The following is a 26,307-nucleotide window of genomic DNA, read 5'->3' as shown; positions in this document are numbered from 1 at the left end:
GTGAATTCACTAAATAACGTATATAATTTGTATGCAATTGTATAGTAGCCGAATTTCTGGTGAAAACGGGGGAACCATAAGAAGTGATGAAAAGTGGAGTGTACACGATAAATGGCACTTTCATCAGGGGTGAATTTCGTTCTGGGAACGAATAGGGCAGCCTGCACAGTCCGAATCCGACAGCTAACCTCGTAGGCTAATTTACTGCAGGAACCAAGTCAGCATTGGTTTTCCAGTGCTTTTTTTGTTGGAATTTTTGATAAGAAGGTGAGCAAAGTGGCTTCACAGTTTCGCAGGATTTCTGAATTTAAGTTTCTGAAGCTCTCGCCGCCGCAGATACTGGTGCTTGGTTTTGCATCGATCATTCTGATAGGGGCCCTGCTGCTTATGCTGCCCATCTCAAGCACAAGCGGGAATTCCGTGGAATTTATTGATGCATTATTTACTTCAACGTCGGCAACCTGTGTTACAGGGCTTGTTGTGCTGGATACCGGAACTTCGTTCACCATTTTTGGGAAAACCGTAATTATGATTCTGATCCAGATCGGCGGCTTAGGTTTTATGACCATGGCCACTCTATTTTCACTGGTGTTAAAGCGTAAAATATCTTTGCGGGACAGGCTAATCCTACAGGAAGCCATGAATCAAGGCTCTATGGAAGGAATTGTGCGACTGATCCGGAGAGTCCTCATATATTCTCTTGTCATAGAAGGCTGTGCCGCTGTGCTGCTGTCTATTCGCTGGGCTTTTGATATGCCGTTGGGAAAAGCGATTTATTATGGCATATTTCATGCGGTGTCTATGTTTAATAATGCGGGGTTCGATATTTTTGGGGATTTTCGCAGTTTAACTGATTATGTATATGATCCGCTTGTGAATATTATTGTGATGTTTCTGATTGTCTCCGGCGGGATTGGTTTTATTGTAATGTCAGATCTGGTGGAGTTTCGGGTAACCCGCAGGCTGTCTCTACATAGTAAAGTTGTCCTGTCCACCAGTACAGGGCTGATTCTGATCGGAGCTTTGGTTATTTTTATATTTGAGTTTACTAACACTCGTACCCTGGGTTCACTGAATTTCGGCGGTAAAATATTATCGGCCTTCTTTCAATCCGTGTCTCCCCGTACGGCTGGCGCGAACACAGTAGATATTGCTGGACTTCGGCAGGCTACACAATTTTTTATAGTGATTCTTATGTTTATTGGTGCTTCTCCGGGCTCAACGGGCGGGGGGATTAAGACAACAACCTTTACGATGATGATTGGTGCTGTAATTGCTATGCTGCGTGGACGGGAAGATGTTGTGTTGTTCCGTTATCGGCTGGCTCAGGAGCGCATCTACAAGGCATTAACGATCACGCTGCTGGCTTTGTTGTTAATCGCCTCTGTGTCGATGATACTCTCCACAACTGAAGACAGTAATTTCTTGGCAATCTTGTTTGAGACGACCTCCGCCTTTGCTACGGTAGGACTGACTATGGGGCTAACTCCGGAACTGTCAGCGATCGGTAAGATTCTACTCTGTCTGACGATGTTTGCAGGTCGGCTAGGTCCACTAACCTTAGCGTATGCACTCGGTCCCAAACAGGGTAAACCACTGTATAAGTATCCGGAAGGTAAAATAATTATTGGATAGGAGTTAATTAGAAATGAAAGCACAGCAATTTGTAGTAATCGGCTTAGGTCGCTTCGGTTCAAGCCTGGCGCTTGAGCTGATGGAAATGGGCTACGAGGTGCTCGGCATTGACCACCATGAAGAACGCGTGGAGGAAATGAGCGATCAGCTGACGCATACGGTAGTAGCAGATGCTACAGATGAGGGAATTATGCGCTCGCTTGGTGTACGGAACTTTGATTGTGGGATTGTTGCGATTGGTGACAATATGGAGAGAAGCATTCTGGCGGCCATTTTGTTGAAGGAGATTGGAGTCAAGCAAGTGGTGGCTAAGGCAATCTCTATCCTTCATGGCCGCGCACTGTCGCGGCTGGGGGTTGATCGGGTTATTTTTCCGGAGCGGGATATGGGGATTCGTGTGGCACATCAGCTGGTGACGCCCAATTTGCTGGATTATATTGAACTGTCCAAGGATTATAAAATTGTCGAGCTGACCGTACCGTCCTGCATGAACGGCAGAAGCTTGTCTGATTTAAATACAAGAGCTAAATATGGCTGCAGTATTGTTGCCCTAAATAGGGAAAGCGGAATAATCGTCGCTCCAACTGCCCATGATTATTTAAGTGAAGGCGATGTTATGGTACTCATTGGTCCTAATGAAAGTATTGACCGTTTTGAGAGTGAAGTTGTGAACCAAGAATCATAGGAAAAGAAGCTGACTCAAAAGTAGTGAATTCTACTTGGGGGCAGCTTCTTTTTTATGGAGTAAAGAGTAGGAAACGTATTGGATTTTAATATGCCATATGACTATGGACCATGCGTAGTGTTCTATAATGTTGGTTTGGTCGGTGCGCGACTTGCTAGGTGTGGTTATCGTACGGCTTGCAATTAGATGATTTGTGGTATCTGTGACGGTGAAATATGTGTGGCGTAAAGCGATATGTGTTCTTTGTTTGTGCGATGTACAGAGTGGGTTTTAAACTAGTTGGGGAAAAACTCCCTGAAAATAGCCACTATTCGCTCTAAATGAACGACATTAGGGAATTCCTCCCTAATAAACAGAGGGATTCCTTTATTAGTTACTGAATCGGCCGAAAATTAGGGAAGTTTTCCCTAATTTTAAGTCTGCTGAACAGAAATCTCTGAACTTCAGGGAGAAATTCCCTAATTACGCTATAAGTGCTTCACTTATTGCCTCATTTGGAGATCACTAGGTGCGCCCCCTGATTCATTTGGTCCGGCTTTACTGCTCACGTTCTGTCAGAAACATCTCTTCGGTAACTTGCACCAGACTGCGAGCCGCCGTGCTCATGCTTCCATCGTCACGGTAGATCAGGCAGGTGGTCCGTTGAGTCTGTTCCAGCTCCTTGATATGTAAGGACACCAGCCCGCCGCCGTTCAGCAGCTCTGGACGCAGATAAGACTTTGGCAGCAACGCAGCCGCTTTGACAGTCGGAAGCAGCCGTACGATGGCTTCGAAGGAGTCAATCTCCATGCGCACATCGGGATCAATCCCGCAGCGCTGGAATAGATCGTCCGTCAGACGCCGGTACCAGGTCCCCTTTGAGAAGAGAATCATAGGCAGCCGGGATAGATTATCCATGGTTAGCTTGGAAGATAAATTTAAAGGATGCTGCTCTGAGACGACTAGTCGCAGTTGATCCTCAAATAGAGAAATGCAGCGCAACCCGGGTTCTTGAATAGAGGAAGCGATCAGACCTACATCTGATTTTCCCTCACTAACTGAGGATACGATCTCATGCGTTCGGCCTGTGATCAGCTTCAGCTCTGCGGTCGGATATTTGTCCATATAAGCGTTTACCAGCGGCGGAAGCGTGGTCTGCAGGGAGGTAAGACTAGCCCCCAAGGTGACAAGCCTTGGCTCCCCCTCTTTGAATTTGGAAAGAGCCTCCAGAAACTTCGAACGCTGCTGCCGTTGTTCAAGCGCATAGGAATAAGTGAGACGCCCAACCTCGGTTAACTCCAGTCGTTTGCCATAACGATTAAACAGTGCGACCCCCAGACGTTCCTCGAGTTTAGAAATTTTGCGAGACAAGGCGGGCTGGGATAGATTGAGCTGGCGTGAGGCCCGGTTTAAGCTGGAATGTTCCACAACTGCTGCAAAAACATCTAAATCGTCAAACATAATTGAGTTCCTCTCCTAATGCGATGTACGATCAGTAGTGATGAAATTCATAGCCGTAAGAGTAACTGTTCTTATTACATAAGGAAAATCAGGTTATGTCGGAAAATGTTGTTTTGCTAAATGAGAATTATTATCATATAAAATCTATTCTTATGCGTTTATTGTATAACGTTTAATAATTAGATTGCAATTCCCTTATAAGCGAAAAAAGAGTAACATGAAAAGTGACACAAGATATTCACATTTTGTGAAAAATAAAACTAAGTCCGGTAAACTCTAGGATAACGGTAAATTAAGGAATTATGTCATTGGATTGTCAACGTTATCCTGTGTCAAATGTAGTTCCGGCGGTGAATACCCATTAATGAAAACGCTGTTTTAATCGGAAAGGGGTTACTTTGTATGAAAGGATTTTATTCCAGAAAGATTCATTCCTTGCTAGGCGTTATCCCACTTGGAGCCTTCTTCATTGAGCACATGATGACGAATTTTGCGGCTGTAGAGGGTGGCGCTTCCGGTTTCACTGACAGCGTGTTATGGCTGAACAGCCTGCCGCTCGTCTTCTTCCTGGAATTGTTCGGTATATGGCTTCCTCTGCTGTACCATGGGGTATACGGACTTTATATTGCGTATCAATCCAAGCCGAACTTGAACCGTTTCAACATTGAAAGAAACTGGCGTTATACCCTGCAACGGATTACAGGTATTGTTACCTTCATCTTTATCGTCTGGCACTTGTTCCAAACACGGGTTCAGGTGGCGGTGGGTAATGTGGAGCACGAAGAATTAGGCGGTCTGATGCATGATATCGTGACTCAGCCACTTCTGCTGACACTGTATATTATCGGTATCGTTGCTGCATGCTTCCACTTCTCGAACGGTCTCTGGTCTTTCTTGATCAGCTGGGGAATTACCGTAGGTCCACGTGCACAGCGGGTATCTTCTTACCTCTGTCTTGGCATATTTGTATTAGTAACTTTCATGTTCCTGATTTCGCTGGTTACTTTCCGTGACAGTGAATTTCAAACCGCAGCAACCATTGCCCAGTCCATAAAGACCTTCATTTAATTTAAGAATCCTTTCTGATATTTTCGATAAAAGGAGTGAACTATCATGGCAACATCCGATATCATTATCGTGGGCGGCGGCCTGGCCGGCCTGATGGCTACCATCAAGGCAGCGGAAGCCGGTGCGCATGTCCATTTATTCTCATTAGTTCCTGTAAAAAGATCACACTCCGTATGTGCGCAAGGCGGCATCAATGGCGCTGTAAATACCAAAGGTGAGGGCGACTCCCCTTGGGAGCATTTTGACGACACCGTCTATGGCGGTGACTTTTTGGCGAATCAGCCGCCGGTTAAGGCGATGTGTGAAGCTGCGCCTGGTATCATTCACCTTATGGACCGGATGGGCGTTATGTTCAACCGCACACCGGAAGGTCTGCTCGACTTCCGTCGTTTCGGCGGAACGAAGCGGCACCGTACAGCTTTTGCCGGCGCGACTACAGGCCAACAGCTGCTGTACGCGTTGGATGAGCAGGTGCGCCGCTGGGAAGCTGAAGGTCTCGTAACTAAACGCGAGAACTGGGAGTTCCTTTCAGCTATCATCGACGACGAAGGTGTATGCCGCGGCATCAGTGCCCAGAATCTTAAGACGATGGAGATTGAGACTTTTCCTGCGGATGCTGTTATTTTAGCAAGCGGCGGGCCGGGTATTATTTTTGGCAAAACAACGAACTCCGTAATTAATACAGGGACAGCCGCAAGTGCGGTATACCAACAGGGCGTACATTATGCCAACGGAGAATTTATCCAGATTCACCCAACGGCTATTCCGGGAGATGACAAGCTCCGCCTGATGTCGGAATCGGCACGTGGCGAGGGCGGCCGTATCTGGACTTATAAAGACGGGAAGCCGTGGTATTTCCTCGAAGAAAAATATCCGTCCTACGGTAACTTGGTGCCGCGCGATATTGCTACACGTGAAATTTTTAATGTGTGTGTGGATCAAGGGCTGGGCATTAATGGCGAGAACATGGTGTATTTGGACCTCTCTCACAAGGATCCGAAAGAGCTGGACGTGAAGCTTGGCGGGATTATTGAAATTTACGAAAAATTCATGGGGGATGATCCCCGTAAAATACCAATGAAGATCTTCCCGGCTGTGCACTATTCTATGGGCGGCATGTGGGTTGATTACAATCAAATGACGAACGTTCCGGGTCTTTTTGCAGCCGGAGAATGTGAATATCAATATCACGGAGCGAACCGTCTAGGCGCCAACTCTCTGGTATCTGCTATTTACGGCGGTATGGTCGCAGGACCAAAGGCTGTTGAATACATTAAAGGCCTGAAGAAATCATCGCAGGATATCTCTTCTTCCGTATTCGATAGCTTCCACAAAAAGCAAACGGACAAATATGAGTCTCTATTGGCAATGTCAGGGACAGAGAATGCTTATGTGATCCACAAGGAACTGGGCGAATGGATGACCGCTAATATGACCGTGGTGCGGCACAATCCGAAGCTGGAAGCGACCATTGGCAAAATCAAAGAGCTTAAGGAGCGTTATCGCAAGATCAATATGAATGATGCATCGCGCTGGAATAACCAAGGTGTGGCCTTCACTCGCCAGCTCTGGAATATGCTGGAGCTGTCCGAAGCGATGACACTTGGAGCGCTTATGCGCAATGAGAGCCGTGGTGCACATTACAAACCGGAATTCCCGAATCGTAATGATGAGGAGTTCCTGAAGACCACAAAAGCAGCCTGGACTGCAGAGGGTCCACAAATCTCCTACGACGAAGTGGATGTCTCGCTGATTCCTCCACGGGTACGCGATTATTCGAAGGATTAATGCTTTCCAGTAACAGAATAGCTTGCGAGGCAAGCTTCATGAAATAAAATCAGGCAATTTTAGGAGGGAACCATTATGGCGGAAACAGCTGCAGCTCCCAAAAACGTAAAGTTTATCATCACCCGCCAGGACGATCCACAAAGTTCATCGTATGTCGAGGAATTTGAACTTCCTTATCGTCCAGGTATGAATGTGATCAGTGCTTTGATGGAAATTCAGCGTAACCCTGTGAATGCCAAAGGTGACAGCACAGTTCCCGTATGCTGGGATTCCAACTGTTTAGAAGAAGTGTGCGGAGCTTGCTCCATGGTGATTAATGGCAAACCCCGCCAAGCCTGCGCTGCACTTATAGACAATCTGGAGCAGCCTGTACGCATTGAGCCTATGAAGACATTTCCGGTGGTGCGTGACTTAGTCATTGACCGTACCCGGATGTTCAATGCGCTAAAACGGGTGAAAGCATGGATACCGATTGACGGTACGTACGATCTTGGACCGGGATCGCGGATGCCGGAGAAAAAACGGCAGTGGGCCTATGAATTATCCAAATGTATGACCTGTGGCGTATGTTTGGAGGCTTGCCCGAATGTCAACGAAAAGACGGATTTCATCGGACCGGCAGCCATTTCTCAAGTACGTCTGTTCAATGCTCATCCTACAGGTGAAATGAACGCTGACGAAAGATTGGATGCTCTGATGGAGGATGGCGGGATCGATGGCTGTGGTAACTCACAGAACTGTGTACGCGCTTGTCCAAAGGGGATACCTCTTACGACATCCATTGCAGAAATTAACAAGCAAACAACGAAGCATATGTTCAAACGTTGGTTAGGTGTGTAATTAATAGTACCGCCAAATGTTTATCTATTGAGCTATCCTCAAAGTGGATTCCATTCGCTGGGGGTAGCTTTTTTTATGTTGTTATGACTCTCTTATCTGCTTGTGGCGGGAAAGTCTTGCAGGGCTGGAGCAGGTTCAGAACATTGACCAATTTATGCTATAATATCCATTGTTAACGTAATGTTAGCTGTGGAACAAGGAGGAATAATCGTGATTTGTCGGGAGCAAGATGGAGCAATTGTAATGGTTAAGCAGCATGATCACGGGAAACTTGCCGGAGAGCTGGCCATTGGGTTCAAAGAGCAGCATGTGCCAACTGAAGGACGCCGGGAAGAGGTACTGTGGGCAGTAGCACAGCATGATAGGGGCTGGATTGATCTGGATGAGACCCCTTTCTGGAATGATGCGGAGCAAGCACCCTACACCTTTATTGATTTTCCTGTAGTGCCTAAGTTGACCTTTTATAAGCGTGGATTAGATGAGATCGAGGAACACACACCGTACGGAGCGTTGCTGTGCAGCTTGCATTTTGAGCGGCTTATTAAGATTGCGGGACTCGATTATCCAGAACTAACGTTATATCAAGAACATGAAGAGGAACGCAGAGCACGTATCCATCGGGAACTTGAAGCTACCAAGCCTATTGGGGAAGATGAGCTGTATTATGATGCCCGCCTTTTAGAATTCTGCGATGATCTGTCCTTGTATTTGGCCTTAAATGAGCCAGGGTGTCCGAAATCAGAGGAGCATCCATGGTGGCGTGAAGGGTTCTCAGGTACTGAAGATTTCAGTTTTACGTCAGGTCGTGTTATCACAGCGGAGTGGCAGGATAAGTCAACGTTAATGCTTGAACCGTTTCCTTTTGAAAAAACGCTGGAAGTAGCATTTATGCTGAGACGAGTTGAAAAATCAGAAATCGCAAAAAAAGGGATTGCACGCGCTTACAGCGAAACTCCGGAGAAAGAATGCCGGATTGTTCTAACTGCCCGAAATAATATATAAGTTATTATTTGGACCATCTGTTTTTCGGGGAAAAGGTAAAGAAAGGAGAATCTCCCTATGAAGATACAATCGTCTGGGGCTTCTCCCAATAAGAATGGCGATAAGATCCACAAGGACACCTCTAAGGGGCGTTCTGGTGGCGAGTCAACAATTACCCGCCGGCAGTTCCTGACTCGGGGTGCGGCTGCTGTAATCGGCGCAGGATTGCTTACAAGCGGATATGCATGGCAGGGGGAGCCGAACTGGATTGAGGTCACTAAGCTGGACTTGCGCTTTAAGGAGCTTCCTTCCGCTTTTTCAGGGATGAAGCTTGTTCATTTCAGTGATACGCATCTCGGATTTAATAAGGATGCCAGGGATCTCGCCCGGCTCGCTAAACATATAAGTAAAGCTGAACCGGATCTTATTTGCTTCACGGGTGACATTGTGGACAGCAATCCTGAGGATCTTGTTGAAGCCGTACCGGTGCTGGCAGCGTTAAGTGCGCCATTGGGTAAATTTGCGATATTAGGCAATCATGATTACAAGAATACCCAGCTTGTTACCGAGCTGCTGGAGTCTGCGGGCTTCCGGGTGCTAAGGAATAAATCCTACCTTCTAAAAAGAGGCGGGGCAGTCATGGCGGTTACGGGTCTGGATGATCTGTTACACGGTAAGCCCGACCCAGCGAAAGCAATTGCTGGTGTTCCTGAAGGAACCTTTAACGTTCTTTTGATGCATGAGCCGGATTATGCGGATACCGCACAGGCCTATTCATTTGATCTACAGCTTTCCGGGCACAGTCATGGCGGACAAATTCGCCTGCCCTTTATAGGTGCGCCATTTACACCTTATGGATCTCTAAAATACATAAATGGATTGTATTATACAGAAGACAAAGCCATGCCTGTGTATGTGAATAGAGGGTTTGGAGAGACATACATGCCTTTTCGGTTATTGTGTAGGCCAGAATTAACGGTTCTGACGCTGCATCGGTCCATGAGCTGATTAGGCTGGAATTTTAGCTGCACGGAAGGGGAGAGAAGATGAGCACCTATGGAGCAGTGTTGTTAGAGACACAACATGGTTTAGCGGTAGATCTGAGGCTGATCATGCCTGAGGATGTTTTAGCTTTGCGGCAGCTGCTCTCCCATCCAGATGTGCAGCGCCATATTCTAGTACGCTCCGGCCCTGGATCAGCATCTGCCCAGGTGGAGAAGCTGGTGAACCGGATGTTATTTGCCTTCGATCCTTGTGCGCTGCATGCCGGGATTTATTTAAAGGGGCAGCAGCGGTTGATCGGTATAGTGGCTTTGCAGAATTGGAACCGCCGTGAGGGCACAGCTACCTTAGGATATATGCTGGACCCGGCATGGTGGGGACATGGGCTGGCGACGGAGGCCGTGGGTTTGTTTTTGAACTATAGTGTTCATACCCTTGGGATAACAAGGATCGAAGGACGCTGCACAGGAGATAATATTAGATCGGAACGTGTGATGCTCAAGAACGGTATGAAGCTGGAGCGGGTGATGCCCAAAGTCGGCTCCTTGGACGATGTAATGAAAGTATTCACATTGTTACACAAATGAAATAATGCCGTTATCAAACTCTAACAGTGTGCGGTTAAACTAAGTACATGACCCCCTTTTAAAAATATACTGCTTTGGGACCCGATGATTCGGGTCCATTTTTTTTGTTTGAAAAGAGTAGCGTAAGTGATTGGCAGTACCGAATCCGATCGTTTATGATTAACATACTATGGAGTGGAATGACCAAGGAGGCGTAACATTTTGAATGAAGTGGTACAAACATTAAAAAATCATCGTTCTTTCCGGCAATATTCAAACCAGCCTGTGGAGCCAGAGAAGCTACAAACAATGATTGAATCGGCTCAAGCCGCACCGTCATGGGTTCATGGACAGCAGGTATCGATAATCGCCATCAAAGATCCTGCGCGTAAGCAGCAGCTTTCAGTTTTGTGCGGAAATCAGAAGCATGTAGCGGCAGCACCGGTTTTTTTGGTGTTTTGCATGGATTTTTATAGAGCTAAAGTAGCTAGTGAGCTGGAAGGCAAGTCTTTTGAAGCCGTAAAAGATGTGGATGCACTTTTGGTTGGAGCTACAGATGTGGGAATCTCATTGTCTAACGCGATTGCAGCGGCGGAATCCATGGGACTGGGCATCATTCCTATTGGAGGTGTACGCCGCAACACAGCGGGTGTGATTGAACTGCTGAAGCTGCCGGAGTACGTATTCCCTGTCGTCGGTCTCTGCGTGGGATACCCAGCGGAGGAGGTTTCTCAGAAGCCGCGGCTGCCGCTGGAAGCTATATTTCATGAGGAGCAATACAATCCGGATGTACAAGGCCTCCTGGAGGCATATAATCAAACCCACCGTGAATTCTTGCAGCAGCAGGGGATGACGGAGAGAGATTGGACCAGTACGATTGCTCATTTTTATGAGATCAACCCGGAATATGGAGATGCGAAAAGTACGCTGAAACAACAAGGTTTTAGCTGTGATAATCTGTAAATAAACAAAAAAATGCACCAAGCTGAGATTGGTTTAACGGAGGGTGAACCCTGCCCCTAAACCAATAACACTTGGTGCATTATTTAATTTCTCGCTTTAACGCTTACCGTCCTTATAGGGACGTTGAAGGATTTTATGCTTGATTACAGAGAAACTTTGACTTTTTGGCGCTGCTTGTAATAAACCCAGTGTGTAAAGCCTATTGCTTTGAGCTGTGCAGCTACCGTATCCCGATCCTCGGCGACCCGGGAAGGCTTATGTGCATCCGAACCGAAACTAACCTCTACGCCAAAATGTAGTGCCCGCTCCAGAATATCTTCAGAGGGATACCAGCCGCCGACCAGCTTAGTTCCGCCTGAGGTATTGATTTCGATGGCCACGCCACATTCACTAATTACACGCAGACAATCGTCAATCGGCTGAGGTGCAGGAATTTCGGAAAAAGCAGGATAATTCCCCTTCATCGCATCAATATGCCCGAGTATTTGGAACATACCACTGCGTGCGGAATCAGCAATCAACCGGTAATATTCAGACTTCACGCGGATCTTCTCATTTTTGCTAAGGTTTTTCCAGCGCCCTTTGTTAAAAATGCTGATACCACCAACACTATGTACCGATCCAATCACATAATCAAAAGGGTAGGCGGATAATGTCTTGCGGTATATCTCAGCATGTTCGGGGAAGTAATCTGATTCGATGCCTAACAGGACGTCGATAACGCCTTCGTACTCTTTTTTGAGGGAGAGAACATCATCTACATAATTAGCAAATTCGGATTTAGCCATTGCGATTTTGGGAAAAGCCTGATCGGATGGATCTCCGAAATAGGGAGTATGATCGGAAATACCTATAACGCCCAATCCAGCGGCAATCCCAGCTTCGATATAATCTCTAATCGTTCCGTCAGCATGGCCACAGCGGAAATGATGGGTGTGTAAATCAAATTTCATCAAGAACATCTCCTTTAAACAAGGTTATGCAATCAGCTCAGAAGTAATCGGTTCCACTTTGTGGGTGGGATTTATTCAGACCCGATAAATTGGGTTTCTGGCATGCCTTTAAGATCGCTTAGAAACTGCCTCATAGCAGAGTTTACGTATTTTCCTGATTTCGTGATCACACCAACAGGATGCGTGACCTCCAGCTCAATAATTGGCACAATTTTGAGAGTGCCGGCCCGAACTTCAGCGGTAACTGACTGCTTGGAAATAATGGCGGCGCCCAAATCGAGCTCGACCATCCGTTTCACTTCCTCGCTGCTGGTCAGCTCCATAATGACCTGAGGTTGAATGCCATGTTTGTTCAGAACCTCATCCGCAAATTTACGGCCCACTGTGTCTGGTGAGAGCAGAATCAGCGGGGTTTTGCTTAAGGCTTCTATCCCAGCGGTCTTCACTTGAGCGAGAGGGTGTCTGGGAGAGACCACCAGTTCGAAGGTATCATAATACAAAATGGAAGTAGACATGCCCGGGCTACGTCCAATTAAATAACCGATGCCGACATCAACAATGCCGTTTTCGACATGCTGATAAATTTGTGATGAGGACATAGAGGAAATTGATGTTTTGATATGGGGGAACTGGTCTTTAAAATAAGATAGAATACGCGGTAAAATTTGAATAGCGATTGAGGTAGTTGTGCCTAAAACTATATGACCTTGGGGATTTTCATCAAGATCTGCAAGCCGTTCCTTAAGTTCCTCGACAATCCTCACTATTTGTTCCGCATGCTCCAGAAAGACAGTCCCTCTATCCGTTAATGTAACAGGCTGGTTTCGGTCAACCAGCTGAGTCTTGAACTCTTCTTCAAGGCTCTTAATCTGTGCTGAAACCGCTGGTTGGGTCAGATTAAGCAGTTCTCCGGCCTTGCGAAAGCTCATCGTTTTGGAAATTGTTATTAGTGTCTCCAGCTGGCTGATGTTCATGGAATACCTCCTTTGGACCATCGAATTGGATGTGTAATTGCGTTAATATCTTACGTTCCACGTTGGCATTTGTTTAAATTATAGGAGATAATACCCGGCAGAGCAATGTTGCTGCGTAAACTATCTTGGGTTTGAATTCGACATATGCATTAATTTTTGCTGAATTGTGCCGATATATAAAGTATAATATATCCATATTGCTTGGGACTTTTGGTATATGACCAAAGCACGATAAAGGGGGAGACTAGACATTCATGAAAGCAGAAGTAATTAATCCGTTTCTAGAGTCTGCACGGACTGTTATAGAACAAGTAATTCAGGTCTCGCCTTCTACGGGGAGTTTAGGCATTAAAGAAATTGAACTGATCGATAATCATATATGGATTCAAGTAGGGATGACAGGCCAACTGAGCGGAAATATTATATTTGGTATCGCGGAGCAGGTAGCCTTGCGAATGGTATCGATTATGATGGGTGGCTTTGTGATCACCGAGATGGATGAGATGGGTCAAAGTGCGATTTCAGAGCTGAGCAATATGATCAGTGGGAATGCCAGTACCATTCTATATAATCAAGGTGTTTCGGTGGATATAAGTCCTCCTCAGATTATGAAGATGGAAAGCATGTCTTTTATGCCTCGTAAAGCGCTTAGTATTCCGTTGTTGATGGATGGGGTTGGAGAGATGGATATTCAGGTGATGATCTCTTAGGCAAGAGTTAGGAGCTGAAATACTTTTCATGGTACTCAAAGATAAGGTTGTTGTGATTACAGGAGCGTCCAGCGGCATTGGTGCATTAACGGCACAGATGCTTAGTAAAAAGGGGGCAATCCCTGTCCTGGTAGCACGTTCCGAAGCGAAGCTGAAAGAAACAGCGGCCGGTATCCCGGGCGTTTTTGGACTGTACACCTGTGACGTAACAGATGCTGAGGGTGTTCAGAAGACCTTCGCACAAATTTTGGAGGCATACGGCAGAATTGATATTTTGCTAAATAACGCAGGGTACGGCAAATTTGCTGCTTTTACGGAGATGGAGCCTCATGAATTTGACGATATGATGGATGTTAACTACATGGGGATTGTCCGGTGCACGAAGGCTGTTATTCCACATATGCTGGAGCGGGGAAGCGGCCAGATTGTAAATGTGGCTTCCATGGCAGGGAAGATAGGCACAGCCAAGTCCGTAGCCTATACGGCTACCAAACATGCTGTACTCGGATTCACAAATGCGCTCCGTCAGGAGCTGCGGAAGAGTGGAATTATCGTCTCGGCTGTGAACCCGGGGCCGATTGCCACCGATTTTTTCAAAACGGCTGACCCGTCTGGCAATTATGAGAAGAGTGTAGCCCGGATGATGATGACCCCAGAGCATGTATCTTCCAAGATCGTTAAGGTTATGGAGACCGGCAAAGAAGAGCTCGATCTTCCGGGTCTGGCAGGGTTTGGCATACGGCTTTACGGGCTGTTTCCTCGCCTGGCGGACAAGCTTACTTATAATGCGATGAACAGAAAATAGACCCTGTTGTCAGCTTTATTGGCCTTCCATTTGGTGGAGAGGCCTTTTTGGCATATAATGAAGATATTATCTCAAGCGAAAAGGATGAATTACACTTATGAATAAAGCTTCTTTTGCGGCTATCGGCATTCAGGAAGACCTCATTGCCCGGTTGTCGGAATTCGGCATTAACGCTCCATCCCCGGTACAAGAGCAGACAATACCGCTTCTACTAGAGGGAAGAGATGTTATTGCAGCTTCCCAGACTGGAACGGGTAAGACGCTGGCCTATCTATTGCCGCTGCTTCAAACGATTAATCCGGAGCAGAAGGTGGTCCAAAAGCTGGTGCTCGCTCCTACACAGGAGCTGGCGATGCAAATCTTACGCGAGGCGGAACGTTATGGTGAACAGCGCGGAATCCGAGTTATGGGTCTTATTGGCGGGGCCGCAATCAAACGCCAGATTGACAAGCTGCGTGAGCATCCACAGCTAGTTGTGGGAACACCTGGGCGGATCCGCGAGCTGATTGGACTTCGTAAATTGAAGATGCATGAAGTCAGTACTATTGTTCTGGATGAAGCGGACCAAATGTTCCAGCTTAGCGGAGCCGGCGAAGTCACAAAAATTGTCAGCAGTGCGCTGCGTTCACGCCAGCTTGTTATGCTGTCGGCAACGATCGGACCAGAGACGAAAGCGCTGGCTAATCGTGAAATGAAGAACCCGGCAGAGGTTGGGATTGCTCCAGGTGTAATGACTGCTGAAAGCTTGGAGCATCATTATGTTGTTGCTGAAGAGCGTAACAAAATGGACATGCTGCGCCGGGTGATTCGCCATTACAATCCCGATAAAGCGATTGTGTTCGTGAATGCTACAGATGATATTGCCGAGGTTGAGGCTAAGCTGAATCATCTTGGGCTTACTGCGGCAGCACTTTACGGAGATGCCGATAAGGTAACGCGCAGCAATGTATTAAAAGGTTTCCGGGAAGGAAAATTTCGTGTGCTTGTTGCCAGTGACGTAGCAGCCAGAGGACTGGATATTGAGAATCTTTCTTTGGTAGTTAGCTACGATCCTGCTTTTGATTCTGAACATTATGTACACCGTGCAGGCCGTACCGGACGGATGGGACGCCGCGGCTTATCTGTAACGATTGTTACAGAGCAACAGACCTTTATCATGCGGAAATTCGCCCGCGAATTGGATATTGCGCTTGAGGAGCGGGAGATGGTCGGTGGTAAGGTGCTAGCAGCAGATGAAGCACGCAGCGCTTTGCACAATGGACGGGGACGGAGTAATGAAGGCAGTGGGCAACGCCGTGATGGATCCGCTCCACGCAGCGGCAAGCCGCCTGTTAGCACATCTGGAGCCTCCAATGTTCAGTCGCCATCCGTTGGAGCAGGTACACCGCCTGCCAAAAGAATGGCTACGATTAACACAAGTGAAACAACAAGCGGAGAACAACAACGCGATCCACAGCGCAGCGCGAATCCTTCTGCGGGAGCACGCGGAGATGCGACTCCTGCACGGAGCAAACGCAGCAGCAATGCGGAACGTGAGAAGAACCGTAAAAATAAAGGAGCTCCAAAGTGGTTGAAAGACAAAACTCCGAGAGGTGACGGTCAATGAATAATGCTCCCGTATTGCAAATTACGGGTCTCAGTGGTGGGTACAGCCTGAATAAGCCAGTGCTGCATGATATTGCACTTCAGGTGCAGCCTGGTGAAATGGTTGGATTGATTGGTTTAAACGGAGCAGGAAAAAGTACGACGATGAAGCATATTCTAGGATTGATGTCGCCCCATAAGGGCGATATCACCGTACAGGGCAAGACGCGTGCTGAAGATCCCGTTGGATACAATAATGCGTTGTCTTTTGTACCGGAATCGCCGCTGCTGTATGACGAAATGACGGTTCGTGAGCATGTTGAATTTACTGCCAGAGCTTATGGGGTAGATCAAAAGGATTATGAATCCCGCACCTCGCATCTTGCCAAGCTGTTCCATATGGAGGATAAGATGGACACCCTGTCGACCCATCTATCCAAAGGGATGAAACAGAAGGTTATGATCATGTGCGCTTTCGTTGCACGACCTGCGTTATATGTCATCGATGAGCCTTTTTTAGGATTGGATCCGCTAGGGATCCGCTCCTTGCTTGATTTCATGATGGATCTGAAGAACTCTGGATCGTCGATTCTGTTAAGCTCTCATATTCTTTCCACAATAGAGAATTATTGCGACCGTTTTATTGTATTGCATAAAGGTAAGGTGATTGCACAGGGCACGTTGGCGGAAATAGCGGCAACTGCCGGGCATCAGGGGCTGACTTTGGAGCAGCTGTTCTACGAGCTGGTTCAGGGAGGGAAATAATATGGATTTGAAAGAGCTGCGGCGCACGCGGCGCGGTCGATTCATGGGAAGTATGCTTCCTTATGTGGGATATATCATTCAAAGCGGCGTAGCCATGGTCTTCCTGTTCGTGTTGATCGTCTTCTCTGCTTGGTATACATCGCTGCTACAAAATGTACCAGAAGGCATTCCCATTCGCTGGATTATGTTAGCATTACTGTTGCCTGCGACAGTGCATAGCAGCTTCCGAACCTATTTGCAGACCCCGGATACGATCTTTCTGCTGCCTCAGGGTCACCGCATGAAGGAATATTTTGCACCATCCTGGGTCAGTGGAAACGTGTGGAAGATCATTCGCTTGTTATTTGTACTGATCACCCTTTGGCCGTTGTACATACGTACAGATGATTCTCCCAAGCGACTTTTATTTACAGTGTTGATCCTGATTGCTGTGAAGCTGATCGCGAGCTATGGATTATGGAAAGAGATAGCTATGCTGTCACGTCCGATGGCAGGTGTGTATGCTTTCTTGCGCTGGGCAGTTGGAGGTTTGATTATTGCTGCTTGGTTGTGGCAGCCTGCCGGCCCGAGCCTGATATTTATGGTGTTGTTGGCAGCAGCCTATCTTGCTGCACTGTCTGTGCCCGGACGTCACGCTGTGCCATGGGAAAGACTGATCGCCATGGAAAACAATCAAGGTGCACGTGCGCTGATGGTTCTGGGCTGGTTCGTGGATGTGCCGGGCCGTGAGCAACGAGTGTATTCCCGCCGTTATCTTTCCAAATGGGGCGCTAAGCTGCCTTGGCGCAAGGATACTGCTTATCGGTATCTGCTGACCAAAAGCTTTGCCCGGGGCGATATCTTTGGAATCATTATGCGGATATCGGTGCTGGCTCTGCTGCTGAATTGGTGGAACCGTGATAGTTACTTTGGCACCGGAATTTATTTGTTCTTCCTGTTCATCATTGGTGTTCAATTGTCGGCACTCCGCAAATTGCATAGCGAGTCTTTTTGGCTGACAGTGTATCCTTTTCCTGAAGGCAGTAAGGCGGACAACACAACACAATTTGTATTCCGTGCGCATCTGGTTGTGGCATTGGTTCTTGGATTACCTTTCTTAGCTTCCATAGGTGACCGTCTGATGCCAGTGATCTTTACCTTAGCGGCAGGTATTGTGGTAGTCTTTCTGTTTAAAGGATACTTGTCCCGCAAAGCGGCACGATTAGATGACGATGATTTGTAAAGCAATTTCATAGTCACAATAAAAAGGCTGTCTCACAGTAGAGAAATTCTACGAATGAGAGAGCCTTTTTTTGCTGGAAGCATAATTTGAGCCGGGCAAGTCCTTAAATTTGCAAAAACGGAACAGAGTATTTAAAAAATGCTGTATGTCTTTTACCAGATGGCTCCAGCATAATAAGCCTGTATCTTACAACATGTATACGCTTCCATTCATAGGTGTAGTCATCCGTACCAACAAAACAGTATTGGGGGAGGATTCAGGCGTGAAAAGAAGATTATCAATATTCATGGTGGCGCTTTTACTATCGTCCTTATTCTTGAATGTGCTTGAGGCGGGTATACCACGGGCCGCAGCGGATGCCGCAGGAGTTCCAGTGTATTATGATCCCACAAAAAGTGTGGAGGAGCGCACTGCGGATCTATTATCCCGAATGACGCTGGAAGAGAAGATTGGGCAGATGGTTCAAGCAGAAAGAGCTGCTGTCACACCTGAGGAGGTACAGAAATATGCTCTTGGCTCTGTACTCAGCGGGGGAGGCTCATTCCCTAACGGAAAAGAAAGTGACAGCACTCGCGATAACTGGAGAAGTTTGATTGATAGCTATCAGGATGGTGCATTGTCTACCAGATTAGGCATTCCGCTGCTCTATGGGGTGGATGCGGTGCATGGACATAACAATGTCAAAGGCGCGACGCTTTTTCCGCATAATATTGGTCTAGGGGCTGCTAATGATCCGGCATTGACTGAGCTTATTGGTGCAGCTGCTGCTAAGGAAGTATCCGCAACAGGAGCGAACTGGACATTTGCCCCAACGATAGCCTCCCCTCATAATGCAAGATGGGGTAGAACCTATGAAGGTTTTAGTGATAATCAGGATATTTCAGCAGAACTAGGTGCGGCTTATGTGTTTGGTCTGCAAGGACGGACTGCTGCTGCATTGGCAGGGACAGATACAATCACGGCAACTGCAAAACATTATCTAGGTGAAGGTTATACGGATAATGGTGTAAATCAAGGCAACATCACTAAATATACCGAGCAAGAGATCATGGATAAGGATTTGAAAATTTATAAAGCAGTTGTAGACGCAGGGGTGCAGACGGTTATGGCCTCCTATCACAGCATCCAAGGTCTTAAAATGCATGCCCATAAACATTTGCTGACCGATGTTTTGAAGGGTGACAAGAAAAATGGCGGACTTGGCTTTACCGGTTTCGTTATTTCAGATTATAACGCTGTGCAGCAAATCACAGTGGATAGCGAGGGCAAAGCTGTTAGCGGGTTGAAGAACCAACTGAATGTGTCCGTAAACGCCGGAGTCGATATGTTCATGATGCCGACCGTTTGGAAGGATACGATTAAGTACATCACAGAACTTGTAGGCGAAGGTAAAATCTCTACTGAGCGCATAGATGATGCGGCAGAACGTATCCTGCAGGTCAAAATCGCTTCAGGATTGTTCGAGCATCCCAAAAGCGAACCGGAGCTGTTGAGTGCTTTTGGCTCAGCAGAAAGCCGCAAATTAGCCCGCCAAGCTGTGGCGGAGTCGCTTGTTCTTTTGAAGAACGATGAGGTAAATGGAAGTCCAATTCTATCGCAATTAAGCGGGATGGATAAAATATTCGTAGCGGGTAAAAACGCTAATAATATCGGTAACCAAGCCGGCGGCTGGTCGATCACTTGGCAAGGGAAGTCAGGCAATATAACTGAAGGCACGACGATCCTCGAAGGGATAAAGGAGGCTGTTCCTGCTTCTACAACGGTCACATATAACCTTAATGGGCGTGGGGCTGCGGGTTATGATGCGGCGATCGCTGTTATCGGTGAGACACCTTACGCCGAGACCGATGGCGACCGGACCAGCTTGAATCTGGATGAGCAGGATCTGGCGACACTTGCGAATATACGTGCTGCTGATCCTAATATTCCGCTTATCGTTGTACTGGTGTCTGGACGTCCAATGACGATAGCCAGCCAATTGGAAGATTGGGATGGGCTTGTGGCAGCTTGGCTACCAGGCACAGAGGGTGCTGGAGTAGCTGATGTGTTATTTGGTACTAAGGATTTTGTAGGCAAAAATCCAATTCGTTGGCCATTCACTTTGAACAATTATCCGGCAGACAATAACAGTACTAATGTGTTGTTCAAAACGGGATATGGCTTGACCAAAAATGAGAAAACACCAAAGCTTCCAACCGCTCCTGTCGATCCGGAAGCTCCAGAGATTCCTTCTCTGCCGATTCCCGGCAAAATTGAAGCAGAGGATTTTTTGAACAAAAGCGCAGGACTGCAAACTGAAAATACGCAGGATATAGGTGGCGGTCTCAATGTCGGCTATACCTCGGCTGGCCAGTGGCTCGAATATAACGTGAATGTGGCGCAAGCAGGTACGTATCAAGCCGATTTCCGCTATTCCGTTAATAGTGGCACTACAGGCGTCAACATCAAATCAGCAGAGGGAACTAAGCTAGGAACATTAAGCGTGACCTCAACAGGTGGCTGGCAGAATTGGCAGACGAAAGCTGTAGAAAATGTTGTGTTTAAGAAGGCAGGATTGCAAAAGATCCGTCTGGAATTTACCGGTGGAGATATCAACCTGAACTGGGTAAGCTTCACTCGAACAGGTGATGTGCCTGTAGATCCATCGAATCCCGGAGATGGCGGGGAAAGCACTAAACATGTTATTAAGTCAGATGTAGTTAGCTCCTGGGTATCGAGTGAGCGAGATCCTTCCGATCGGAAGTGGTATTATGCTGACCGTTATCAAGAGGGTGATTTGAAGCTGGAAGAGCAGGCGAAGCTGGATATTGTGGTTCCCGACGTGAAGGCAGGTACAGAGATCCATATTGATCCTGACCGGAAATATCAATCTATTCTAGGGATCGGTACCTCTATGGAGGAATCGACGGTTAATAATCTGGCGAAGATGTCTGCGGCGAAGCAGGAGGAATTGCTGCGGAAAATGATTGATCCTGTATCGGGGATCGGAATGAGTATGCTCAGGTTGACGATTGGGACGGCTGACTTTACAGATAAACAATTTTATACCTACGATGATATGCCTCCAGGACAAACCGACATTAATTTGGAGAATTTCTCCATACAAAAGGATATTGACTACCATATCATCAGCACGGTTAAAAAAATTCAAAACATCAATCCGGATATTAAGTTTTTTGCCTCACCTTGGAGCCCGCCCGGTTGGATGAAGACTACAGACAGTATGATCAAAGGCCAAGTGAAGGATGAATATTTGCCTGTACTGGCCAAATATTATCTTAAATTCGTACAGGAGTACGAGAAGCTGGGAATTACCTTTGAAGGTCTGACCTTGCAGAATGAACCTTTGCTGGAAATTGAATATCCAAGCACCAAAATGCCGTGGGAGCAAGAAGCCCAGCTGGCTAAACTGCTGCGGAAGGAATTAGATGAACATGGTTTCAAAGACGTGAAGCTGTGGACATTTGATCATAATCCTGGTGACACGATGGCCTATCCAGCACAAATCCTAGGCAATCCTGAATTAGGTGCCTACGATGCGGTGGACGGAACTGCTTTTCATGATTATGGCGGTGACCTTGGTCTGATGACCCAACTCCATAATCTCTATCCTGACAAAAATGTATATTTGACCGAACGCGCAGTCTGGGGTACCTCAGGCGCAGACCGCATTGCTCAATATTTCCGTAATTGGGCCCGCAGCTATAACTCATGGGTAGCGATGCTGGACAGTGATATTGCCTCCCATCAGTGGACCGGAACGCCAGACCCAACCCCGATTGTGCAGGATTCGGGAGACCGTAACCATTACTGGCTGCTGCCAGAATATTATCTGATGGGCCAATATACAAAATTCGTTAAACCGGGGTACGTGCGGATTGATAGTGACTACGGCTCAAGCAGTACTGTAACGAACGTAGCTTTTGCTAGTCCAGATGGAAAAGAGATTGTGACGGTAGTAATCAACCAGACATCGGATCCACAGCCGTTTAAATTGCTAGTGGACGGTGCGCAAATTAGTGCTGTGCTGCCGGCGAAATCAGTGGGCACTTATAGCTGGGAACGTCTGAATGGTATACAGGCGGTGCCGGGTGTAGTGAATGCTGTTGATTTTGAAGAAGCGCAAGGGGTTTACACTGTGAATGAGCAGGGTTATATTGGCGGGTTCTCGCCAGACGCATCGTCCACCTTCGACTATGTGATTGATGTTAAAGAGAGCGGTGAATATTCACTTCAATTTAAGTATGCCGCTCAATTCAGCGATGGCGCCGGAAAATCGGTGGAGATTAGTGAAGATGGTAAGGTCATTGCTACGCTTCCAATTGTGCAGCAGACGGAGAGTCTGACCGATTTTGCAGATTATCAATCCTTGATCTCTCTGAACAAGGGCATTCACAAGCTCACCTTGAAGACGAACGGGAACGGTTATAATATCCGTTCATTAGCTTTACGCCAAGCGCCTTCCGGATCACATGAGCTTCCTGCTGTGCTTCAAGGGCAAGACTACACGACAGCTTCAGGTGTATTAGTAACGGGTGGTGCAGTGGGTTATACTGACCCCGGCGATTGGGTGAAGTACAAGATTAATGTACCTGCCAGCGGTACCTACCCACTCCTGATCTCCTATGCTACTAATCAGGATGATGCAGAGCTGGAACTGCTGACGGGAGAGGATGGAGTAACGGTAACGGCAGCTACTTATGCTTTGACGAAGACGGGGGGATGGTCCAATTGGCAAATAGCTAATGGAACGGTAACCTTGCCTGCCGGGGAGCAGACGCTGACCATGAAAGTAAATGGAGCAGGATTTCATCTGCAGTCGCTTACGATCGGCCCCGCGCTTCAATCAGAGACTGCTCTGGTAGAAGGAAATGAGGAGGGTGCAGAAGTTATCGTCAAGCTAGTAAATGACAAATATGCACCTGAACTGGACACCGCTTATTGGTCTATTGAAGGTTACGAAGGTACAGTTGTCAATAGCGTATACCGGGTGGATGATTATACAGCGAAGGTCGTATTAGCGGGTACGCGAATTATTGATTTCGACACGGATCGTATTCTTACGGTTACCGCTGATGTGTATCAGACAGAATCAAATCAGTCTTTTGACAGCGTACATGTTCTGAAATTGCCTCTTATAGTTACAGCAATCAACGACGAAGAGAGCATTAGTCTTTCTCCGAGCACGCTTCCTTATCAAGTGAACGGGAATGAATTGGTAGTCAGCCTTTCAGGAGGGACATTTAATCCTGATGCCATTCAGAGCATTTCTGTCTCGGGCCCAGGTAAGGATCAGGGGCATGTAAGTATTGGGGCAGCTGCCTTACTTGACCCTACCCATGTGAAGCTGACGCTGGCCTGGAATGATCATACCCCGTATTATAGTGATTTACAGCTTGCCGTGAATGTGCCTGCAAATGCTTATGCCGATTCAAGTGGTGGCGGCGTGCTGCGTGCGGAGGTTAAGCTCTTAGGAACAACTAGTGCTACAGCACCTATAGAAGTCACAAGCTTGAACGCACTGGATCAATTCTACCAGCTGCAAGGGATCACAGTCAGCGGCCAAGGCAGTGGAGCGAAGCTGACTGGCATTGATGCTGGAGACAGCATCGATTACTGGGTAAATGTGCCGCAGGATGGAAACTATGCTTTTACGCTTACCGTAACTTCCGCGAATGGTGCTCCTAAGGGCATTATTTATAAAACGGAGGATGGGAAGACATTAAGAACCGTTGATGTGCCGAATCTTTACTCGCAAACCGTTGGCATACGCACCGTTCTTCAATTGAAGGCGGGTGAACAGAAGCTCCGTCTGCAAGCTGGATCAGCAGGATATGAGCTCAGTGGTATTCAAATAGAACCTTATACTGATGAAATCATGGATGGCGCTGGTTCTTTAAAGGTGGAAGCCGAGAATTATTACGATGCTACACCCAATGGAATTCAGAGTACCATGACTGGCGGTGTGCTGGATTTTAGAAATGTAGGGTTTACCGTTGCAGGGGGTTCCATGGATTATGTCCTTGATATTACTGAAGCCGGATTTTATAAAATTGTATATCGGTATGCTACAGCACAAGGCGGGGTAAGCACTACGTTATCTGTAAAGGGTACAAAACTCTCAACAGTGCCTATGCCTACTACAGGTGGATGGTCGAATTACACGCTGGCGAGTGGTGTCGTACAACTTGCGCAAGGAAAACAGGTAGTACGGATGAGCTTCAATAATGACGGTGCCAATCTAGATTGGTTCACGCTGGAACGGACGGAAGAAGGAGAGCAGCCGATTCATTCAAAGGTTTCCTTACCCGTTTCTTCTTTGAAACCGGGAGCTTACAGCGGATTACAAACGATCAGCCTTACTACAGCGACATCAGGAGCAGAGATTCATTACACAACCGATGGGTCATTGCCTACAGCAGACAGTCCACTTTATACCGGAACTATTGACGCAGCAGGAGTCACAGTTCTTCGTACGATAGCGGTAAAAGAGGGCATGGAGAACAGTTTTGTAGCTCCATTCACGTATGTGATCAGCGGAGTGGTTGATATGAAAACGGTGTCTGCTCCGCAGGCTGATCCTGCCGGGGGAACTTATTCAGGGCAGGTTGCCGTGAAGTTAACTACAGCTACAGCTGGAGCGTCTATTCACTATACGTTGGATGGCACTGTACCTACAGCAGCCAGCGAACTTTATAGTGGAGTGATTTATGTAGGCAAGAGCAAGACGATTAAGGCGATTGCTGTAAAAGAGGGCTGGAAGCCAAGTGATATTTCCAGTTTTGAATATATTGTTTCTGCGGATAAACCTGATCCAACACCTACACCAACAGCAACGCCTGAACCAACCCCAAGTCCAACCATTGAACCGACTACTCGGCCAACGACAGCACCAACTTCCGGAAGCGGGGGTACCACAGGTGGTGGCAACAGCGGAACAACAGGGGGGAATTCAAGCGGAAATGCTGGCAGTGTAACCGGCGGCACCCTCCTTACAGCAACACCAGTGCTGAACAGTAATACCGGTGCGGCGAGAGCAAGTGTAGACCTGGAGAGCTTGAAAAAGGCTGCTACAGCAGGCTTAAGTGGAGCAACTTCAGCGGTTACTGTTGATATACCGGCAGTAGCTAAAGCTGAGGGTTATGAGCTGCAATTGCCAAACGGTATAATCTTTGCAGATGATAAGACTTCATTGGTCGTTCATACTGAATTTGGTGTGCTGGAGCTGCCAGGTAGTCTGCTGAAACAAGCGGCAAAAGAGGCAGGAACCCCTTGGGTAATTACGATAACCAAGGTGGATTCAGATTCTCGTCCAGAATTTAAACTGAGCGTAACTATCAATGGCAAGGAAGCCGTATGGAACAGTCCTGACATGCGGGTTAAGGTGTCCCTACCGTATATTCCACGATCAGAAGAACGCGGTAAAGAAGGACATATAACGATTCATAGTCTGAATCCGTTGGGGATTCTAACGGTTGTTCCAAGTGGCAGATATATCGCTGCTACAGGGATGGTTTCTTTTACAGGAATTCTCTCTGGTACGTACAGTATCACCTTTACGGAGAAGACATTCCGGGATATCGGTAAATTTGAGTGGGCCCGCAATGCGATTGAGGTGCTTGGCTCCAAAGGCATCATCAACGGAATGACAGAGGATCAATTTGTACCTCAAGCGGAAGTGAAGCGGGGAGATTTTGTGCTCCTGCTTATAAAAGCGCTTGGCTTGGAAGGCGTTAGTGCAGAAAGCTTCACAGATGTGCAGCCTGGCGATTACAGATATGAAGCGTTGGCTATAGCGAAGCAGTTGGGGATCGCCACTGGTCGTCCAGATGGAAGCTTTGATCTTAACGCTTCTGTTACGCGGCAGGAAATGATGACATTGGCTGCAAAAGCGATTGCAGCAGCCGGCAGACAGCTTCCAGCCGGCAACGGAGCTTCAATGCCCCGTTTCACGGATAGCCAGCAAGTATCAGCGTTTGCACGTGACAGTGTGGCAGCACTAATACGTGCTGGCCTGATCAAGGGAGACGGCTTGCGGATTCATCCACAAGGTGTTACCACCCGTGCAGAGGCAGCGGTTTTGATCTACAACTTGTACAATCTGTAATACATCAGTTGTAAAGATACTTTAAGCTTTTGGGCTGTCGCATCCGTAGATTTTCTACGTTTGCGACAGCCTTTTTAAGGTGTGGTTTGGATCTACATTAAGCCCGCACCTCCGCCGCCGATCATAATTATCCCCTGAGGCTTACGGACCCAGTTGACGTTATTTGCAAATATACAACCTTTATCGGGGAAGTTCGGACACCAGTGGCGTTATTCCCTA

At 47.2% G+C, this 26,307-nt stretch carries 18 protein-coding genes and 1 riboswitch; of the genes, 15 read left to right on the top strand and 3 right to left on the bottom strand.

Going from position 1 to position 26,307, the window contains the following annotated elements:
* Positions 1 to 36: 36 nt before the first annotated feature.
* Positions 37 to 214: riboswitch (cyclic di-AMP (ydaO/yuaA leader) on the top strand.
* Positions 215 to 276: 62 nt separating this feature from the next.
* Positions 277 to 1,635 carry a TrkH family potassium uptake protein gene (locus tag NYE58_RS30240; protein ID WP_249267754.1) on the top strand — a complete coding sequence of 453 codons (1,359 nt, stop codon included), beginning with the start codon at positions 277 to 279 and terminating at the stop codon, positions 1,633 to 1,635.
* A gap of 13 nt (positions 1,636 to 1,648) precedes the next feature.
* Positions 1,649 to 2,320, top strand: a complete 672-nt coding sequence (locus tag NYE58_RS30235) for a potassium channel family protein (protein WP_036679808.1) — start codon at positions 1,649 to 1,651, stop codon at positions 2,318 to 2,320.
* 537 nt (positions 2,321 to 2,857) lie between these two features.
* On the opposite strand, the gene NYE58_RS30230 is transcribed toward NYE58_RS30235, so the two are convergent.
* Positions 2,858 to 3,760 (bottom strand): LysR family transcriptional regulator, encoded by a 903-nt coding sequence (locus tag NYE58_RS30230; protein ID WP_036679806.1) that lies wholly within the window; start codon positions 3,758 to 3,760, stop codon positions 2,858 to 2,860.
* 402 nt (positions 3,761 to 4,162) lie between these two features.
* Here NYE58_RS30230 and NYE58_RS30225 point away from each other — a divergent pair, with 402 nt between their 5' ends.
* From NYE58_RS30225 to NYE58_RS30195, 7 genes are all read left to right on the top strand, one after another.
* Complete coding sequence (locus NYE58_RS30225; RefSeq protein ID WP_036679804.1) at positions 4,163 to 4,828, top strand: succinate dehydrogenase cytochrome b558 subunit; 666 nt, start codon at positions 4,163 to 4,165, stop codon at positions 4,826 to 4,828.
* A gap of 45 nt (positions 4,829 to 4,873) precedes the next feature.
* Positions 4,874 to 6,616: a succinate dehydrogenase flavoprotein subunit gene (gene sdhA, locus NYE58_RS30220; RefSeq protein ID WP_076127961.1), complete on the top strand. Its 1,743-nt coding sequence runs from the start codon at positions 4,874 to 4,876 to the stop codon at positions 6,614 to 6,616.
* A 75-nt stretch (positions 6,617 to 6,691) separates the two neighbouring features.
* Complete coding sequence (gene sdhB / locus NYE58_RS30215; protein WP_341003785.1) at positions 6,692 to 7,456, top strand: succinate dehydrogenase iron-sulfur subunit; 765 nt, start codon at positions 6,692 to 6,694, stop codon at positions 7,454 to 7,456.
* A gap of 210 nt (positions 7,457 to 7,666) precedes the next feature.
* A complete protein-coding gene (locus NYE58_RS30210; protein WP_341003783.1) occupies positions 7,667 to 8,458 on the top strand; it encodes a DUF3891 family protein in 792 nt (263 codons plus the stop codon).
* Positions 8,459 to 8,515: 57 nt separating this feature from the next.
* Positions 8,516 to 9,445 (top strand): metallophosphoesterase, encoded by a 930-nt coding sequence (locus tag NYE58_RS30205; protein WP_081386412.1) that lies wholly within the window; start codon positions 8,516 to 8,518, stop codon positions 9,443 to 9,445.
* 38 nt (positions 9,446 to 9,483) lie between these two features.
* Positions 9,484 to 10,026 carry a GNAT family N-acetyltransferase gene (locus tag NYE58_RS30200; protein WP_341003782.1) on the top strand — a complete coding sequence of 181 codons (543 nt, stop codon included), beginning with the start codon at positions 9,484 to 9,486 and terminating at the stop codon, positions 10,024 to 10,026.
* Between the two features lie 210 nt (positions 10,027 to 10,236).
* Positions 10,237 to 10,968 (top strand): NADPH-dependent oxidoreductase, encoded by a 732-nt coding sequence (locus NYE58_RS30195; RefSeq protein ID WP_254857065.1) that lies wholly within the window; start codon positions 10,237 to 10,239, stop codon positions 10,966 to 10,968.
* A gap of 143 nt (positions 10,969 to 11,111) precedes the next feature.
* Here the strand turns inward: NYE58_RS30195 and NYE58_RS30190 are convergent, their stop codons facing one another.
* The gene (locus tag NYE58_RS30190; RefSeq protein ID WP_076277566.1) at positions 11,112 to 11,921 is read right to left on the bottom strand and encodes a histidinol-phosphatase; all 810 of its coding nucleotides are present in this window, start codon (positions 11,919 to 11,921) and stop codon (positions 11,112 to 11,114) included.
* A 71-nt stretch (positions 11,922 to 11,992) separates the two neighbouring features.
* A complete protein-coding gene (locus NYE58_RS30185) occupies positions 11,993 to 12,895 on the bottom strand; it encodes a LysR family transcriptional regulator (RefSeq protein ID WP_038573173.1) in 903 nt (300 codons plus the stop codon).
* A 254-nt stretch (positions 12,896 to 13,149) separates the two neighbouring features.
* Here NYE58_RS30185 and NYE58_RS30180 point away from each other — a divergent pair, with 254 nt between their 5' ends.
* From NYE58_RS30180 to NYE58_RS30155, 6 genes are all read left to right on the top strand, one after another.
* Positions 13,150 to 13,605, top strand: coding sequence for a chemotaxis protein CheX (locus tag NYE58_RS30180; protein ID WP_036679793.1), 456 nt, complete (start codon positions 13,150 to 13,152; stop codon positions 13,603 to 13,605).
* 28 nt (positions 13,606 to 13,633) lie between these two features.
* Complete coding sequence (locus tag NYE58_RS30175; RefSeq protein ID WP_076141978.1) at positions 13,634 to 14,410, top strand: SDR family NAD(P)-dependent oxidoreductase; 777 nt, start codon at positions 13,634 to 13,636, stop codon at positions 14,408 to 14,410.
* A gap of 97 nt (positions 14,411 to 14,507) precedes the next feature.
* Complete coding sequence (locus NYE58_RS30170; RefSeq protein ID WP_339244835.1) at positions 14,508 to 16,016, top strand: DEAD/DEAH box helicase; 1,509 nt, start codon at positions 14,508 to 14,510, stop codon at positions 16,014 to 16,016.
* The gene (locus NYE58_RS30165) at positions 16,013 to 16,759 is read left to right on the top strand and encodes an ABC transporter ATP-binding protein (protein ID WP_036679788.1); all 747 of its coding nucleotides are present in this window, start codon (positions 16,013 to 16,015) and stop codon (positions 16,757 to 16,759) included. Before NYE58_RS30170 ends, NYE58_RS30165 begins: the two co-directional genes overlap by 4 nt.
* Position 16,760: 1 nt before the next feature.
* Complete coding sequence (locus NYE58_RS30160; protein ID WP_076277567.1) at positions 16,761 to 17,981, top strand: ABC transporter permease; 1,221 nt, start codon at positions 16,761 to 16,763, stop codon at positions 17,979 to 17,981.
* Between the two features lie 262 nt (positions 17,982 to 18,243).
* A complete protein-coding gene (locus NYE58_RS30155; RefSeq protein WP_341003781.1) occupies positions 18,244 to 26,088 on the top strand; it encodes a glycoside hydrolase family 3 N-terminal domain-containing protein in 7,845 nt (2,614 codons plus the stop codon).
* Positions 26,089 to 26,307: the final 219 nt, after the last annotated feature.

Source organism: Paenibacillus sp. FSL L8-0708 (assembly GCF_038009325.1).
Taxonomy (GTDB): Bacteria; Bacillota; Bacilli; order Paenibacillales; family Paenibacillaceae; genus Paenibacillus_AQ; species Paenibacillus_AQ odorifer.
The sequence above is the reverse complement of the archived record's forward strand: the minus strand, read 5'-3'. Positions and strand labels throughout refer to the sequence as shown.

Excerpts from the sequence above, each read along its gene's own strand:
- NYE58_RS30235 (WP_036679808.1), top strand. The coding sequence starts at position 1,649 with ATGAAAGCACAGCAATTTGTAGTAATCGGCTTAGGTCGCTTCGGTTCA.
- NYE58_RS30230 (WP_036679806.1), bottom strand. The coding sequence starts at position 3,760 with ATGTTTGACGATTTAGATGTTTTTGCAGCAGTTGTGGAACATTCCAGC.
- NYE58_RS30225 (WP_036679804.1), top strand. The coding sequence starts at position 4,163 with ATGAAAGGATTTTATTCCAGAAAGATTCATTCCTTGCTAGGCGTTATC.
- sdhA (WP_076127961.1), top strand. The coding sequence starts at position 4,874 with ATGGCAACATCCGATATCATTATCGTGGGCGGCGGCCTGGCCGGCCTG.
- sdhB (WP_341003785.1), top strand. The coding sequence starts at position 6,692 with ATGGCGGAAACAGCTGCAGCTCCCAAAAACGTAAAGTTTATCATCACC.
- NYE58_RS30205 (WP_081386412.1), top strand. The coding sequence starts at position 8,516 with ATGAAGATACAATCGTCTGGGGCTTCTCCCAATAAGAATGGCGATAAG.
- NYE58_RS30200 (WP_341003782.1), top strand. The coding sequence starts at position 9,484 with ATGAGCACCTATGGAGCAGTGTTGTTAGAGACACAACATGGTTTAGCG.
- NYE58_RS30190 (WP_076277566.1), bottom strand. The coding sequence starts at position 11,921 with ATGAAATTTGATTTACACACCCATCATTTCCGCTGTGGCCATGCTGAC.
- NYE58_RS30185 (WP_038573173.1), bottom strand. The coding sequence starts at position 12,895 with ATGAACATCAGCCAGCTGGAGACACTAATAACAATTTCCAAAACGATG.
- NYE58_RS30180 (WP_036679793.1), top strand. The coding sequence starts at position 13,150 with ATGAAAGCAGAAGTAATTAATCCGTTTCTAGAGTCTGCACGGACTGTT.
- NYE58_RS30175 (WP_076141978.1), top strand. The coding sequence starts at position 13,634 with ATGGTACTCAAAGATAAGGTTGTTGTGATTACAGGAGCGTCCAGCGGC.
- NYE58_RS30170 (WP_339244835.1), top strand. The coding sequence starts at position 14,508 with ATGAATAAAGCTTCTTTTGCGGCTATCGGCATTCAGGAAGACCTCATT.
- NYE58_RS30165 (WP_036679788.1), top strand. The coding sequence starts at position 16,013 with ATGAATAATGCTCCCGTATTGCAAATTACGGGTCTCAGTGGTGGGTAC.
- NYE58_RS30160 (WP_076277567.1), top strand. The coding sequence starts at position 16,761 with ATGGATTTGAAAGAGCTGCGGCGCACGCGGCGCGGTCGATTCATGGGA.